The organism is Vibrio sp. DNB22_10_4, assembly GCF_052879755.1.
The window spans coordinates 63,883-80,540 of sequence record NZ_JBNNXW010000010.1; the positions used below are offsets into that span (position 1 = coordinate 63,883).

Genomic DNA, 16,658 nt, shown 5'->3' on the forward strand with positions numbered 1-16,658 from the left:
ATTAACGTCCCTCAATCGCTTTCGCTAGCCCGCTAAACTTCATGTTCATGAAGGTCAGGCTAGTTTGAAAATCCATGTTGTTTTGAGTGAATTTGGCCTGCTCAACGCCCAGCTCTACCGTGTTGCCGTCTTTGCTGTTCTGGTACGGCACGGAGTATTGAGTGGCAATGTCCAACTTTGGTGTCGTGCTGTGCACACCATTGGCGCTGGCTTGCTTCATCACCGTGGTAAAGCTCAGGTCTTTTGCTAGGTACCCAGGTGTATCGACATTTGCTAAGTTACTGGCTAGCACCTTGGTTCTCTGAACTCGAAAATTGAGTGCTTCGGGATGCACGCCTAACGCACTGTCAAAACTGATTGCCATCTCTTTGTCCTTAAATGGGCGGTCGTCCCTAATTAACAACAAGATGCGTGCCAATTTTTTATTTCAATAAAAACAATGAATTACACAAAACAAAGGAAGAGGAACTTCCGATTCACGGAAGCGAGATATGACATGGGGAAATGGATCATAGGTCTATTATTGGGGGCAATATCACTGTCTGCTTTCGCCACCAGCCACGCCAAAATGACGCGGTTGGATATCGAGCACGCGGTGCGCCACGCGCTTGATTTGGAGATTGAGCAGCTCGCCGAGCGCCATCGCTGGGGTAAGCACGACGCCAAACTGGTGATATTGGTTCCAGAGTCAGCAAAACATCTCGATCAATGCATAGCACCGCTCATCATCAGTAGCCGTGACCATCAAGCGCTGCCTGTAGGCAATTTAAAACGCAGCGTCAGCTGTGAAGACGGAGTGAATGATTGGCGCATTAATGCCAGCATCAAGGCGACCTTATCCTTGCCTGTGGCAGTGGCAACCACCACGCTCAATCGTCATACCACGGTAGATGCCAAATCGGTTCGACTCGAAACACGCACCTTGTCGCGCGCAACGGCCTTTGTGACCGACCTGTCGACATTGCGTGGTAAACAGGTCACGCGAAGGATGCGTGCCGGGCAGATCATTGATGCTAAGTTTGTCAGTAACCCACCATTGGTTGAAAAAGGAAATGAAGTGGTGATCGTCGCCGCCAAAGGCGGTTTTAATGCCACCACCAAGGGCATCGCCTTACAAACGGGTGGAGAAGGTGAACAGATTAAGGTGCAAAATAGCCAGTCAAAAAAAGTGATTCGAGCCGTCGTTACTGGATTAAATCAAGTGCATACGCAATTTTAAGCACAGGTCAGCCCCCTCAACAAACCCAAACCATAACCACCACCTATATTTACCGTAAGCCATATTGTTAGACTTGAACATGGATTCCAAAAATCACAGCGTTCAAGTTATTGAAGAAAGTTATCGTAGAAGAAAAACAATGCTTTTTTCAATAAAACAAAAGTGGTGGTTATGTATAAATCAACCTTCCCAAAGTGCAAAACAATAGGGATCCTAACCCTAGTTGCACCTTTTTCGCTTGCTGCAAACACTCTCAATATCGAGTTCGAGGACTATGACACAGGAGGTCAGAATGTCGGCTATTTTGACACCACCCCCGGTAATGCTGGTGGTAATTATCGTACTGAGGATGTCGATATTAGAAGTAATGGTTCTGGTGGCTATGCCGTGGGCTGGATCAAAGAGGGGGAATACCTGAACTACAGCCTTAACCTAGCTCAAGCGGGCCGTTACCGTCTTGATGCTCTGGTCGCAGGTAACAAAACAGAACCTATGACTCTGAGCTTTCACCTCACCGATGGCAGTCATTTGGGCACAATGACTTACACCCCACTGGTTGCCGATGTGCGCAGTTTTCAAACCGAAACTCTATCAGATATCTGGTTGCCACAGGGCGACATCACGATTCAGGTTCGCTTACACAGCGGCGCCTTATCCCTAGACAGCTTTGCCCTCATCTTAGATCAGGCCGCTTCCGCCGCCGATACTCAATATGGTGCGGGCTCAAGCCTGGTCAATTACGCCCGATTACCGGGAGACTTCATGGCGGCCGATTACAGTGGCTATTTCGATACCACCGAAGGCAATGCTGGCGGCGGATATCGCCAAGATGATGTCGACATTCGAGTCAGTAATCAAATCCCTCTGGTAGGCTGGACTCAACCTGGAGAATATTTAAAGTTCGAAACATCCATAGCACAGAGCGGTGCTTACGATGCTGTTTTCTACCTTGCATCAGATAGTACAAGCGATAAAACGCTGGAGCTTAGAGACGAAGCTGGCGACCTGCTAAGTCAGTTAACTTTTAATACTCAAGGTGCTGGTGCCTATAACTTCGAGCCCTTTACCATGAAAGGGTTAACACTGCTTGAGGGGCGCCAACAATTGGAGCTTCGCTTTACCAGTAATGGCTTCCGCATTCGAGACATTGACATTGTCTCCTCGCCCGATCGCGACGGTGACTGGGTTGGCGACAATGCAGACGCTTTTCCTGATGACCCAGCAGCCAGCATTGATACTGATAAGGATGGCTACCCCGATGCTTGGAATGAAGGCAAGACTCAACAAGACTCTACGACGCCTTTAACACTGGACGCCTTCCCCGATGACCCGAATGAACAGCTCGACTCCGATAAGGATGGCGTAGGCGACAATGCCGATATTTACCCATTACTGCAGGATCTTTGGGAGCCTCCAGTAATGAAGGTGCCGGGCAGCATGCAAGCCGAGCACTTTCAATACGGATTAAACGGCCAAGCGTATTATGATTCGACGCCGGGGAACTCAAAAGATCAGCATCGTACTGATGTCGACGTCGATATCCATAACAACAACCAAAGTGACGCATCGGGCAACCCGACCTACGGGATTGCTAACACCGCCGATGATGAATGGTTGATGTATGATCTTGAAGTACAACAAGACGGGCTGTATCAACTCACCCTAACCGCTGGCAGTGGCCAAATCAGCAAACCTGTTGAGCTTTCTATACATATCAATGGTGACAGCTACCCGCTTGAATACACAGCAAATGTCGCCGATCCTCGCCAATATCAAACCGTCATGCTGGATGCCGATATCCCACTATCCGCAGGCAAGCACTCATTAATGATCCGCTTTGATGACGCCAATGGCGCGTCACTGGATGCTTTCTCACTGACCACAGTTATCGATAGCGACAACGACGGTGTTTCTGATGGTCGTGATGCCTTCCCTAACGATCCTACCGAATGGTTAGACAGCGATGGCGACGGTGTGGGCGACAATAAGGATGCATTTCCTTATAACGCCGCTGCCAGTGTCGACTCTGATGGCGACGGTTACCCTGATGCATGGAACGAAGCATGTAACTATTTATGTCAGTTAGACTCGGGGCTGCGACATGATGAACTGCCGAACAATCCGAATAACTACCGTGACAGTGATAAAGATGGTGTGGGTGACAACGATGACCTAGACGATCAGCGCTTCCATCACACCTCTTTTGCCAGCGATACACTGCTTTTCGAACGATTTGAAATTGAGACTCGCTCCAAGAGCGGCGCAGAAGTGATAGGTCGAATCCAGCCTGTCAGCAATCGCTTTGCGCCAGAATCGGCACCAGACTCCGATCTCGCTTTTGTTCTCACTCGTGACGACAGTGATCTGTTCACGCTCACTAATGTTCGAGATCAGGACGGCCGATTGTTCGGGGTACTGACACTGAAAAAGGATGACAGCGTAGATTGGGACAACAACCATCTGGTTGAAATTGAGCTCCAGCAAGCGGGCAGCGCGATTGCTCGAGTGGAGACCTTGGTCGAAGCACTTAATACCACAGCATGGCAGCAGTTCTTTGACCAGTTCTATCTCTACGCCACAGACGAAGCCTATCGCCTACACAGCGGTAGAGACTATGATTATGCTTTGGTCAGCGACCAGGTAACGACTCTGGCTAGCAACAACTATCAAGTCCGCCATGGATTTAAGAGCACCAGCTCTGGCTGGGTTGAGGACAGCAACCTCGCGATCAATTTCTATGATTACCCGAATGAAGATGATCTCGCCTATTACGGTCAGCAGGTCGTTAGCAAATCGATTTTGGCTGATGAGCTTGAGCAAAGTGCACTGCATCTTGCGGCTCTGGCTCGTGCGTATACTCACCTACCCGAGTATCAATCCGGATCTGAGCGAAGTACCCTGAAAGCGACCTTATTGCATGCCCTAGAGGCCTGGCTTGATGTCTTCCCGAGTTCTGACTTTGGTAACTTCGCAGGTGTTGAGTACAACGACACCACACACGCTTGGCGCTTCACCGACCCCATCTCTGGTGTCATTATCGCGCTAGCCGAAGACATCCATAAAGGCCGAGCAGATGGCAAGAGCCTTTACACGCGGGTATTTGATAAGACCAGTCATTTCCTGTCTGAGGTGGCGTTTGACTTGCCTGTGGGTGAGGCCTCCATTGATTACCACCGTTACTACAACGCTAAGGATCTCGCTTCCTCTCCAGGTGCTTGGGCCGACGCTAACCGCGCACACCGACTCAGAACGTGGGCAGCTATGGTTGCCTTCTATAAAGACTACAACCGCCCGATCACATACAACGCATTGTGGTACCCAGACTACGAGGGCGATCAACCCGGTTTCGGCTGGCAATCACAAGGGACAACTTTGTTACCGGGATGGAGCCCTCTGGGAAGCTTTGGCGATCTGAAGCAGTGGATCGACACCAATGGCATCAGTGCACAAAGCTATGGCCGCTCCGGTTTGTTACCAGACGGTACCATGAGTCACCACGTAGGATTAAGACAAGACTTAGCCATGTACGCGTACGGATATGAGTGGCTAACCGAAGAGCCTTATGTGTTTGCATCTTATCTGAAAGGCACAGCGTTTGAAGCCTCACATACCCCTTATGAGTTTTCAATGAATGTGCTTAACTACATGATGCCTTGGCTCATTTATGGTGAATCCACCGACTTTCAGGCGGTCGGACGCAGTCACTACGGCAGTCATATCGGTGATTTTGGTAATTACATCTTAAGTCGAGATGCAGAGCTGCTCACCCAATCCGCACCAGAGTCAACCGATCAGAATGCTATTACTCAGTTGACGGAGTTAACCTCAAACATTAACCAAGACACCCACCAGCAACTGGGCAGCAACGCCTTTTGGACCAATGATTATCTGGTCCACCGCAGGGAGACGTATGACACTAACCACGCAGAGTACCGAGAATGGTTTAGCTCTGTGAAGCTTGAATCTCAGCGAACTCGCGGGGCCGAAAGCTTCTCTGACAGCGCATTTGGATTTATGAATGGGCGCGGCGTGCTGCAAGTCAAAACCAGTGACCAGGATTATAGTGATATCCGTTATGACTGGGACTGGCATTTACTTCCAGGGGTGACCGAGTCGTGGCGACAAGATACCCCACCACTGCAATCTAGCGAAAAGGCTGGCAACCCGTCTGCATTTTCATCCGTACTGACAAATGACGCGCAAGATCCACAGAATGCTTATGCGATGGCGGCGTTTGACTACGCCAGCGACCATAGCTACACCACAGTCACGGCCAATAAGTCTTACTTCTTCCTCGATGATATGGTGGTTGCGATGGGCAATAGCATTCAACGAGTAAGAGACGATCTCGCAACTGGTGGTAATAATTCACAGATATTAACCGTCATCGATCAGCTTGCATGGTCTACTCCTCTGACTTACAACCCAGGCCAAGGTTCAAGTGTCGGCACGGATGGTGTGAAAGTAGCACAGCTGCAAACTAGCTGGTCTTCGAGCCCCGCCAGTGACCCTACGCTCAGTGAATCCGAGCAGGTTATGTGGTTCCATCAGGGCGACAAAGGCTATGTCATCCTGCCGCAAAATGGTCAAAAAGTTCGAACCTACTTACGTGGCGGCGACAGCATTCCCGATTCAGATCCAAGTCAGCAAGCCGGAGAGGATGGTGCGCGTCTACAGCCACTGCTCATTGCCATTAATCACGGTACTGAGATTGAAGGTGCTGGAGAACGCAGTCACTACACCTACCTGACGTTGCCTTTTGTCACTGCGCAAGAGATGCCCACAAGGGTGCAACAAATCCTCACCCAGCTTGAGGTGCATCAACTGCCGAGTTCGGGCATTGAAGCCATTTACTATCAAAACCCCGACAAAGGTACCGACGTCGCACAAATGGTCTTTAGGCAGAGCGGAGAGATGACGTTTGATAATGGCCTTAAGGTCTCCGTCAACAAACCTGCTCTGGTACAAATGAGTCAGTTGAGCTCTGGTGAGTGGGACATCACGGTGAGTGATCCTACCGCTCATGACGACCCGAATGTCGAAGCGCCGACAAAAAGCTTTAAGCATGTCTCTTTGACAACCCACAATGAAATTGTTTTGAACGTAAGTCTCAACTTTTCACCGGGTACATACTCTTATCTGACTCAAGGTATCAAAAAGGAGGCGCTGCCCTCGCAACAGGTATGGGTTTCAAGTATCAATAACGGTACAGAAATAACTTTCCAACTGCCTGATATTAATGATAATGAGGACTATCAAGGTAGAGAAAACCTTTACCTTGGCATGCCGGCGAGTGTTCGCATCGACGAAATCAACTAATGTAACCTAATCACAGGCAAACAAAATGTTTAATACTTTTTGTTTGCCTGTCGCCCTATACTGTTAACAACAATGCAGACAGGAATTTGTGATGAAAATCGATAAGGTGGCCGGCGGACATGTCCCACAAACTAACTTCAACCAGTCTAAAACTCAAACCGCAGAAACGCCGCAGCGTAAAACCGTGTCTGAAGCCGCATTCAATGCCAACACAGCCGCACTAGACAAGGCACAAGCCGAACTCGCTGCTATGCCAAATGTGGATATGGCCAAAGTCGAAGCGGTGCGTAATGCGCTGGCGAATGGCGAATTGGGTCTGGATGTTAAAGCCCTGTCGCAAGCGGTGATGCGTTTTCATACTGGTCACGAATCCTAAGCACGCGACCCCATTGAGTGGAGTAACCAACCATGGCCGCATCGAAAACCGAGCTAGTACAAGCCTTCGTGCTGAGCATTTCTGACGATATTAAACTGTACCGAAAACTGCTCGCACTACTGCAACATCAAAAAGCCTTGTACCTCAAGTTTGATGGGGAATCGCTGAGCGACAATATCCAGAGCCAACTGCCGATATTGAATCAACTTGGCCGCAATGCCAGCAACCGCAGTCAGGCACTCACCCAATTAAAACTGCCTTGCTCTCAAGCTGGGGTTGAACGCTTAATTAGAGCGCTGCCTGCAAAGCTGTCAGACAACGTGCACAAACAATGGCACATCCTTGAGTCTTTGATTGCACAGTGCCAAAAATACAACCAAAACAACGGCCAAAGCTCCGCCGCTTTCCAAGAATTGCTCGGCGAGTTGACGGGGCAAAAGCAGCACAGTTATGAGGAACATGCTCGCGCGGTTTAGCCGTTATTGGCGCCAACCTCACTGGTATGCTTTGCTAGTGATAAGTTTGCTGTGCTTTGGGCACAGCATAAGCTATGCCAAACCGTCCCAAGGTGCCCCTGCCCAAGCGGACATAGCCCCACATATCGCCACGTTAAAACCCTATCAAACCCATATCACTAAAAAGTTCGAGGAGTTCAGTCCTTTAGTGGATGAAATCTTCAAACAGCTAAGCAAAAGGTCACTACCCGAAAGCTTAGTACTGGTGCCTATGCTGGAGTCTTCCTATAACCCCAAAGCGGTCTCGCCAGCCAAAGCCGCAGGACTTTGGCAACTCATGCCAGCCACCGCCAAACGCTTTGGGTTAATCGTAGAGCAAAACCTCGATCAGCGATTTGATATTGAGCCGAGCACACAGGCAGCGATGCAATATCTGTCATTTTTATATCGCAAATTTGAGGGCGATATTAATCTTACTCTAGCGGCCTATAACGCGGGAGAAGGACGAGTACAACGCGCAATCAATAAAGCGGGCAGTCGTGAATTCTCAAAACTCAAACTGCCCAATGAGACCGTGCACTATGTACGGCGTTTTTACGCCTTAATGAGTCTCGTCGACATTTCTTCACTTAAAGGAAATCACGTTGATACCTTATGGCTGTTTGCCAGTGAACCTTCATGGCAACAAGCGCCATTGATCGATCTGACACCGCTGCCACCGCTGATCTCACTTTAGTTGAGCTCGCTGCAATCTTGTGTGATTCGTCACCACAAACTGCTGTTTTCAGAATGCCATTCACTGGTAAGATGCAGACATTGTTTACTCCATCCTAATGCTAACTCTCCATGCAAAACGAACGCAAAGCCCTGCTGTTTGGGTTATCGGCTGTCCTACTGTGGTCTACGGTCGCGACGGCATTTAAACTCACATTGGCTGAATTTACCCCTGCGCAAATGGTCGCCGCAGCATCGGTTGCCTCAACCATCGCTCTGGTCATTGTCTGCGCCGTAAAAGGGACGCTGTCTCAACTCAAAACCACGTTTTTTTCCAATCCTTGGTACTACCTATTGCTGGGATTGATCAATCCTCTCGCGTATTACCTTATTCTGTTCAAGGCGTATGACTTACTACCAGCGTCGCAAGCGCAGCCCATCAATTACAGCTGGGCAATCACGTTAACCTTAATGGCGGCGGTATTCCTAAAACAGAAAATCCGTCCGCAAGATTGGTTTGCGTGTGCACTCGGCTATTTAGGTGTGGTGGTCATCGCTACTAAAGGGGATGTGCTAGGACTGCAATTTGATAGTCCAGCAGGCGTGGCACTAGCGCTGCTTTCCACTTTGCTTTGGGCAGGCTATTGGATCCTGAACACCAAAAACACTGCCGATCCGGTTGTTGGTGTACTGCTCGGCTTTTTGGTGGCGTTACCATTTGCTTTCGGTGTCGCGATCTATGAGGGTGCCGCTTGGTCGAGTATCACCCTAAAGGGCTGGCTGGCGGTAAGCTATGTGGGTCTTTTCGAAATGGGTATCACCTTTGTTCTTTGGCTGAGCGCTTTGAAGCTGACACAAAATACTGCGCGTATCAGTAATCTGATCTTTGCTTCACCATTTATCTCACTGATGCTGCTTGCCACCGTTATCGGCGAAGAAATCCATCCATCGACACTCGTCGGCTTAATGTTAATTGTGATTGGACTTGTTGTGCAGCAGCTGAAGAGAAAACCTAAAACTTAATCGCTAGATAGCACCCTATTACTAGCGTCGCGAGCCTTTGTGCTCGCGACTCCTTCCAATATTTTTCCTACTCTTTTTTGCCAGCCTCCAATGAGGATGCATTATCTATCCCAAGATAATCAGCACAAACATCCACTTCTAACTCATTTTATAGATACACCGACCAAACCAAGGCGTCCTTTTCATTCCATCACATTGCATCCTGCTGAAATTACTGTAGAAATTAATGTGTTGGAAATATTTTTTTATCGTTTCGTAAATGATTTTTTACAGCGATTGCAGTACGGATAATAATCATAAAGGACTCATGTCATGGATACTTCTATCCCTTCAGAGCCAGCATCACGCCCAGGCTTATCTCACTTAGTACGTTCTCTTGGTCCCGGCATCATGATGGCAGCGGCCGCCGTTGGTGGTTCTCACCTTGTTGCTTCTACTAAAGCAGGTGCCATCTATGGCTGGCAACTCGCAGCACTGATCTTGCTCGTTAATCTATTTAAATACCCATTTTTTAGAGCTGGGGTTCAGTACACCGTCGGTACAGGCAATAGTCTGATTCAAGGCTATGAAGGATTAGGCCGTGGATACCTTTGGGTATTTACGCTGCTGACGGTCATTTCCGCAGTGGTCAATACGGCAGCACTACTCTTGTTTAGCGCCAGTTTGCTCGGCTATTTCCTACCATTTGAGCTATCCTCACTTGCCCTTTGCGGGGTTGTGCTGGTGACTTGTATTGGGATTTTATTCGCGGGTCACTACAAAGCGCTCGACGGACTGTCCAAAGCGATTATGGCCACATTGACGGTGGCAACTGTAACAGCGGTGATTATCGCAGCGTCTAACGGCAGCGTCGCGCCCGCCGATTATCAAGCCCCATCTCCATGGACCATTGCCGCCATCGGCTTTATCGTAGTGACCATGGGGTGGATGCCAGCGCCTATCGAGATCTCCAGCATCACATCCATGTGGCTTAAAAGTCAGTGTAAAAAGCAAACCGTCACCGCACAATCGGCACTGTTCGACTTTAATGTTGGTTATGTCGGCACAGCGCTCTTGGCACTGGTTTTCGTCGCCCTAGGTGCCTTAGTGATCCATGGTTCAGGCACTGAACTGTCCGCATCAGGGGTTGGATTTTCACATCAATTGGTGGGCATGTACGCTTCAACCATTGGTGAATGGTCACGTTACCTGATAGCTGTGATTGCCTTCTTCTGTATCTTTGGCAGCACCATTACCGTTATTGATGGCTATTCTCGCGCGATTGCCGAATCCCAAAGACTGCTACAAAACCAATCGGAAGATAATCCAAAGAGCTATCAAGCTTGGGTCATTATCGTGTCTGTTGTGGCTATCTCAATCATTGCCTTCTTTGCTAAGGCACTGATGCCAATGCTTAACTTTGCGATGATCATGGCGTTTGTCACCACTCCAGTGTTTGCGCTGCTCAACTATGTTTTAGTGTCTAAAACGGAACTTCCCAAAGCTCTGCAAATGGGCAGTAAGTTAAAAGCGCTGTCCATTATCGGTCTTATTTACCTGTTTGGTTTCCTTGCCGTGTTTATTTGGTGGAAATGGTTGATGTAGTCGCCTTTTCTCCAGCAAATCAAAAAGCCGAAAGTCTTTCTTTCGGCTTTTTTGTTTATAAATCAATCACGTGCTACAAGCCATTCTAGATCACCCTCATCGATCGATCATCATTTACACATAATAGTGATGAATGTCACAACGAATCTTTTTTCATCCCATATCTCGAGTCACTTCACGAAACAAAAAATAGAGCAAAGCCTAAAAAATCAAAACTAAGGCATTGTTTTTAATGGGTAAATATTTAGAAACATTATTTTACAAAGAAAAATAAATCCAATTTGCGATGTTGAACACGAAAAAATATGCATGTACAAAGTTAGCAACTAGTTTCATTTTAGAGGGATGAAAAATGAGAAAAATCAGTGTTGTTATTCCAACGTACAATCGCCAAGAACTGCTTGCCCACACACTTGATTCACTGGTGTCGCAAACACTCGACAAAGCGCTATTCGAAGTCATCGTCGTCGACGATGGCGGGCGTGATAACAGTAAACAAGTCGCTGAAAGCTATAAAGATCGCTTGAACATTCAATATTTCTGGCAACATGACAAAGGATTTCGCGCCGGTAAAGCGCGCAACATTGGCACCATGGCGGCTGAAGGTGAGTACATTGTTTACATCGATACAGGCGTGTTGCTGTCGACCATTACTCTTGAAGAGCATTTACGTGTTCACAAGTCGTCAAAAACGCCGATTGCTGTCCTTGGTTATGTGTATGGTTTCGATGTTGATGCCGAAACACTGGAGTCGTTGCAGCCGATCCTAAACGCCAGCGATATCGATAAAACTTTACTGCACCTTAAGCAGCAAGGCGCTCACGACATTCGTCAAAAACAGTATGAGGATATGGGTGAGAACATCGGTGACTGGCCTGCACCATTTGACCTATTCTGGACCTGCCACGTCTCTGCCGAGCGCAGCGAACTCATCAAAGCTGGTCTGTTTGATGAGTCCTTCAATACCTGGGGTGGCGAAGATGTCGATTTAGGCATCCGCCTATTCCTCAACAAAAACCAATTTATGATGAACAAAACCATCTGTTCATTCCATTGGCCTCACCCGAAAGAAGTTTCCGACAGCGACGACCACTCTAACGATGCGGCTAGACGCATCCATGAGAAATACCAAATTTGGCAAACCAGTTTCTACAACGTCGATCATCGTGAAGACGGTGTGCCGTTGAACAAAATCATTCAGCTCTATCGCCCTTACGAAAACCCATTATTCCGACGTTCAAACTTCGTCGATATTCACTAATTTCCAAACACCTGCCACCCGATACACTCACCTTCGCCCCCACGAAGGTGAGTCAACATAACACAAGGATGTTGTATGACTTGTATATATGAAAACCTGCTCCCTATCGATAAAAGCCAAACCAGCGCGACGTTTTTTCCTGAATTTGAAGATCACGTGATCATCGGCGACAACACGGGACTGATTGGCGTTCCCCATATTGGCTATACCTTCGTTCGCGATGAGACCTACGGCAACATGGATCGCTCCAAAGCACTCATCCAAGCTGATGATTTCAAGGGCCGCATTCGCATTGGCACTAACACCCAAGTCTATTCTGAAAACGAAGTGGGGTTTGAAAACTCGCCGGTCAGACTGACACTGGTCAAAGCCAACCACCGTGACGCAGGGGAGATTACCATCGGCGACAACGTGATTTTGCAAGGCACCAATATTGTCTGCTACGAGCGCGTCACTATTGGCAACGACATCATGTTTGGCCCGCGCGTCACCATTATGGATTGCAGCGGCCACCCCGTGGTGGGCCGCGGTTTGGCTGATGAAGTAAAACGCACGCCGTCGTCCCCTGTAACCATTGACGATGGTGCGTGGATTGGCATGGGCGTAACCATTTTGAAAGGCGTTCGCATCGGCCGCAATGCCATTGTCGGCGCCAACAGTGTGGTTTACCACGACGTACCAGACAACGCGATTGCTCTTGGCAACCCTGCCAAAGTCGTGAAAACACTCGATCAAGGAGCTGAGCATGAGCGTCAATCCGCGCTGGCTGCACACGCTGCTTAGTCTTGCTCTGCCTGTCACGCTGCAGACCATGCTGTTCTCAAGTAAAAGCATGGTCGATACCGTGATGCTTGGTCAGCTTAACCCTTTGGACATGGCAGCGTTAGGGCTCGCCACTAAGGCACAGATGATCGTCAGCTTTTGCTTGATTGGCGTATCGGTGGGGGGTGGGCAGCTCTTGGCGCAATGCTTTGATAAACAGGTCAACGACAAATTCATGCGTGCCATGCTGATCATGCTCGGGCTCGCGATTGGTGTCGGCCTATTGTGTGCTGTTAGCCTCGCGCTCCTTAGCCAGCCGATCATGACTTTTGGTAGCACCAACCCAACCATTATTGAGCGCGGCGCGGACTATTTGCTGATCATCTCTCCGACCTTAGTGCTGTTTGCCATTGCGCTAACCGCGGCGACCGTGCTGCGCACTATGTTTAAGCCGATGCCTGCTACGGTGATCAGCTTCATCGGTGTGACACTTAATATTGGTTTCAATATCTTATTAATTGACCAATATGGCATGAAAGGCGTCGCCTTTGGCACTCTGATTGCCGCCAGCATCGAGACCTTGTTGCTACTTAGCTATGTGCATTGGCAGCGTTGGTTTCCCATTCACAAACTGGCCACTATCGCCGCCAGCACATCACTTCGCGACAGTAAAGTGGTGGCCAAATTGTCGCTGATTGCGGCACTAAACAGTGTCATTTGGTCGCTAGGGCTATATGTATTCCACGCCTTATTAGGTAAAACCAGCGACGATTTGCTGATCGCGCTTGGGGCGATGGCGCCGATTGAATCCTTGACTCTCGCACTGCTCATTGGCTTCGCGACCGCCGCCTCAGTGATCATCGGTAATCACTCGGGCCAGAGGGAAACTGAAACCATTCGTGCGCTGATACCAAGGTATATCACTCTGAGTTTGCTTACCGGGCTAATGCTATCGCTGACCCTGTTTGCCTTAAAGCCGTTGATTATCGACTTCATTGCTGATCAAGCTCTGCATCGTGCAGACACCGCCAATTTAGCGTTCAACGTCATGCTTCTCTCTATCAGTTTTAAAGGACTATCGATGATGTTCATCTTGGGCATTCTGCGCGCTGGCGGCGACGCCAAGTTTTGCTTATGGGTCGATATTTTTTGCCAATGGGGCTTCTTACTGCCCTGCACGGCGCTGTTTCTCTCCCTCAACATTCGCTTGGAGTACATCCTACTGCTTGTGGTGGCTGAGGAATGTTTGAAAATCACGCTTTGTACGCTGCGGCTGCATTTTGGCGATTGGATCAAAGTTCACGCTGATCACATCAACGCCTAGCCGCATCATGTCCAAAAGCGAATCCCCTTCATCGCTTCTGGGCAACCACTAAGGATAGAAATTTAATTAAGGACACATTATGACAATCGCAAATACCCCCGTAACCAAAGCCGTAATCCCTGTTGCTGGTCTTGGTACTCGCATGCTTCCCGCGACCAAGGCAATCCCAAAAGAGATGCTACCGCTAGTCGATAAACCTCTGATTCAATACATCATTGAAGAGTGCGTGTCGGCAGGCATCAAAGATATCGTGCTGGTAACTCACGCCTCCAAGCAAGCGATTGAAAATCACTTCGATTGCAACTTCGAGCTTGAGCAAATTCTGGAGCAAAAAGGCAAAGATACGCTACTTGAGCAAGTGCGTGCACTCTGCCCAGCAGATGTCACCATCTCAACAGTTCGCCAAGGAACGGCGCTAGGTTTAGGACACGCGATTTTATGCGCAGAGCCAGTCATTGGCGAAGAGCCTTTTGCGATTCTACTGCCCGATGTACTGCTGAGCTGCGCTCATAATAAAGAGAACAACAATAACCTCGCCAACATGTTAACCAGCTACCACCAAAGTCAACAAAGCGTCATCATGGTCGAGCCGGTAGCGCCTGAAGAGGTCAATAAGTACGGCATTGCAGATTGTAATGGCACCGCCATCCTTGCCGGTCAACATACGCCTCTGCAAGCGGTTGTAGAAAAGCCAGCCATCGATGAAGCACCATCTAACATGGCGATCGTAGGCCGCTACGTGTTATCGCCAAGCATCTGGCACGAACTAAAACATACGACTGCCGGTGTCGGCGGTGAAATCCAGCTTACCGATGCGATTGAAAGCTTGATGAAAACCGAAGTGGTCAATGCATTCCACATGACGGGCGTCTCTTACGACTGCGGCGACAAACTAGGTTATATGAAAGCGTGTGTGGAATTTGGGTTAAGACACCCTGAACTTCAAGGTGCATTTGGGGACTATTTGACGCTCAGACCGTTTCAGGATGCGGGCTCTATCGCGGCATAAAGAAAACCTATCTAGAAGCACACTGTTGCATCATGTTCAGTGTGCTTTCTCCTTCCGAAATCACAACAGATTTTGCGACCCACTTAAAATATTCAATCGATTGAATATTTATAATAGTGAAGTGACACGCACCCCAAACTGAGTAATGTTTAACCACTTTGCTAGTGAGAATATTATTTGTTCAAAATAATGAAGATATAAACCTCCCCTACTCAGACTAAGGAAAGCACATGTCTAGCATGAACAACCTTATGGGACTCATTGAAAGAACCGTTGGTCCCTTAGCAGCAAAAATTTCCGGACAGAGACACATTAACGCCATCAAAGACGGCTTTGTTGCCACCATGCCATTTTTGATCGCTGGCTCACTACTATTGGTACTTGCCTTTCCCCCTTCTACTGGCAACTGGTTTTTAGATGGTTGGACAGCGATTGTCGAATTTATCGGTCGAGACAACATTCTGGCACCATTCCAGATCAGCATGGGGATATTCGCCCTATATGCAGCCTTTGGCATTGCTTACAACCTTGCTGAATCTTACAAACTTCCTCCGGTGAACGTTGGGCTACTCTCTATGTTCACGTTTTTACTCGCTGTATCACCGGTGCAATTTCTCGATGAGGTGGGAGGCATTATGCCTATCGCCTACTTGGGTGGCTCAGGTGCATTTACCGCTATTTTATGTGGTTTGTTGGTACCAGAATTACAACGCGTACTTATTAAATACAATGTGCACATTAAGCTGCCTGAGGCCGTGCCACCGAAGATTTCTGCCTCGTTTGATGTACTGATCACCGTACTCATCTTAGCAACCATTGTCATGGTGTTTAACGGTGTATTAGGAAACTTTGAGCTCAACATTCCATCAGCAATCATGTCGCTATTCCAACCTTTGGTACTCGCTTCTGACTCTTTCTTTGCCTGCTTGATCGCGGTCATCATGATTCAATTGCTGTGGTTTGCAGGTATTCATGGCTCGCAAGTGGTAGTGACCGGGATCTTATATCCAATCCTGATTGTTAACTTGGGCCTGAACCAAGAAGCACTTGCCGCGGGTGAGGCTCTGCCTAAGATTTTTGTTAACCCTGTTCTCGACTTCTTCATCTTTGTGGGTGGTGCGGGTGGTACTTGGGGATTTGTTGTGCTGATGATGCGTTCTCGTTCCAGTCATTTGAAAACCATTGGCAAAATGTCGATTGTTCCCGGCACCTTCAACATCAATGAACCGGTGATTTTCGGTACACCAATTGTTATGAACCCGACTTACTTCATTCCTTGGTTGCTGTCACCCATCGTCAATACCTGCATCGTATGGATGGCGTTCAAAACGGAACTGGTCAGCAAAATCATCGCTCTGCCACCGTGGACAATGCCAGCACCAATTGGTGCGGTTATCGCCACAAACTCCACCATTGCAGCAGCTGTCGTCATGGTTTGTGTCGTCGTGAGCGTCATTATCTATTACCCATTCTTTAAGATGCATGAACGCCAGTTACTGGTTGAAGAAGGCATTGTTGATGCAGAAAGTTCCACTAAAGAATCTAACTTGAAGCCTGAGAAAGCTTAATTAAATCAGTTATTACAGAGCCTTACACCAACCCAGCTAAGGCT

At 48.4% G+C, this 16,658-nt stretch carries 13 protein-coding genes; 12 read left to right on the forward strand and 1 reads right to left on the reverse strand.

The features are described 5' to 3' along the window. Nucleotide 1 precedes the first annotated feature (1 nt). Entirely contained in the window at nt 2-364 is a 363-nt protein-coding gene (flgB, locus tag ACVA6Q_RS19050; protein WP_042502033.1) for a flagellar basal body rod protein FlgB, read from the reverse strand. Between the two features lie 132 nt (nt 365-496). Here flgB and flgA point away from each other — a divergent pair, with 132 nt between their 5' ends. From flgA to ACVA6Q_RS19110, 12 genes are all read left to right on the forward strand, one after another. Beyond that, nucleotides 497-1,219: a flagellar basal body P-ring formation chaperone FlgA gene (flgA, locus tag ACVA6Q_RS19055; protein ID WP_446648562.1), complete on the forward strand. Its 723-nt coding sequence runs from the start codon at nt 497-499 to the stop codon at nt 1,217-1,219. A gap of 171 nt (nt 1,220-1,390) precedes the next feature. Continuing rightward, entirely contained in the window at nt 1,391-6,538 is a 5,148-nt protein-coding gene (locus ACVA6Q_RS19060; RefSeq protein ID WP_446648563.1) for a polysaccharide lyase family 8 super-sandwich domain-containing protein, read from the forward strand. A 91-nt stretch (nt 6,539-6,629) separates the two neighbouring features. Further along, nucleotides 6,630-6,914, forward strand: a complete 285-nt coding sequence (flgM, locus tag ACVA6Q_RS19065; RefSeq protein WP_042502029.1) for a flagellar biosynthesis anti-sigma factor FlgM — start codon at nt 6,630-6,632, stop codon at nt 6,912-6,914. A gap of 32 nt (nt 6,915-6,946) precedes the next feature. Further along, nucleotides 6,947-7,390, forward strand: a complete 444-nt coding sequence (gene flgN, locus ACVA6Q_RS19070; protein WP_446648564.1) for a flagellar export chaperone FlgN — start codon at nt 6,947-6,949, stop codon at nt 7,388-7,390. After that, a complete protein-coding gene (locus tag ACVA6Q_RS19075) occupies nt 7,365-8,105 on the forward strand; it encodes a lytic transglycosylase domain-containing protein (protein ID WP_446648565.1) in 741 nt (246 codons plus the stop codon). The genes flgN and ACVA6Q_RS19075 overlap by 26 nt, the downstream gene beginning before the upstream one ends. Before the next feature lie 110 nt (nt 8,106-8,215). Further along, entirely contained in the window at nt 8,216-9,106 is an 891-nt protein-coding gene (locus ACVA6Q_RS19080) for a DMT family transporter (RefSeq protein ID WP_353497423.1), read from the forward strand. A 312-nt stretch (nt 9,107-9,418) separates the two neighbouring features. Further along, nucleotides 9,419-10,690: an NRAMP family divalent metal transporter gene (locus ACVA6Q_RS19085; RefSeq protein ID WP_446648566.1), complete on the forward strand. Its 1,272-nt coding sequence runs from the start codon at nt 9,419-9,421 to the stop codon at nt 10,688-10,690. A 352-nt stretch (nt 10,691-11,042) separates the two neighbouring features. Continuing rightward, nucleotides 11,043-11,951, forward strand: coding sequence for a glycosyltransferase (locus ACVA6Q_RS19090; RefSeq protein ID WP_446648567.1), 909 nt, complete (start codon nt 11,043-11,045; stop codon nt 11,949-11,951). Between the two features lie 75 nt (nt 11,952-12,026). Continuing rightward, nucleotides 12,027-12,734: an acyltransferase gene (locus ACVA6Q_RS19095; protein WP_446648568.1), complete on the forward strand. Its 708-nt coding sequence runs from the start codon at nt 12,027-12,029 to the stop codon at nt 12,732-12,734. Next, nucleotides 12,697-14,037 (forward strand): MATE family efflux transporter, encoded by a 1,341-nt coding sequence (locus ACVA6Q_RS19100; protein WP_446648569.1) that lies wholly within the window; start codon nt 12,697-12,699, stop codon nt 14,035-14,037. The genes ACVA6Q_RS19095 and ACVA6Q_RS19100 overlap by 38 nt, the downstream gene beginning before the upstream one ends. A gap of 79 nt (nt 14,038-14,116) precedes the next feature. Next, entirely contained in the window at nt 14,117-15,046 is a 930-nt protein-coding gene (gene galU, locus ACVA6Q_RS19105) for a UTP--glucose-1-phosphate uridylyltransferase GalU (protein ID WP_446648570.1), read from the forward strand. 230 nt (nt 15,047-15,276) lie between these two features. Beyond that, nucleotides 15,277-16,614, forward strand: a complete 1,338-nt coding sequence (locus ACVA6Q_RS19110; RefSeq protein WP_446648571.1) for a PTS sugar transporter subunit IIC — start codon at nt 15,277-15,279, stop codon at nt 16,612-16,614. Nucleotides 16,615-16,658: the final 44 nt, after the last annotated feature.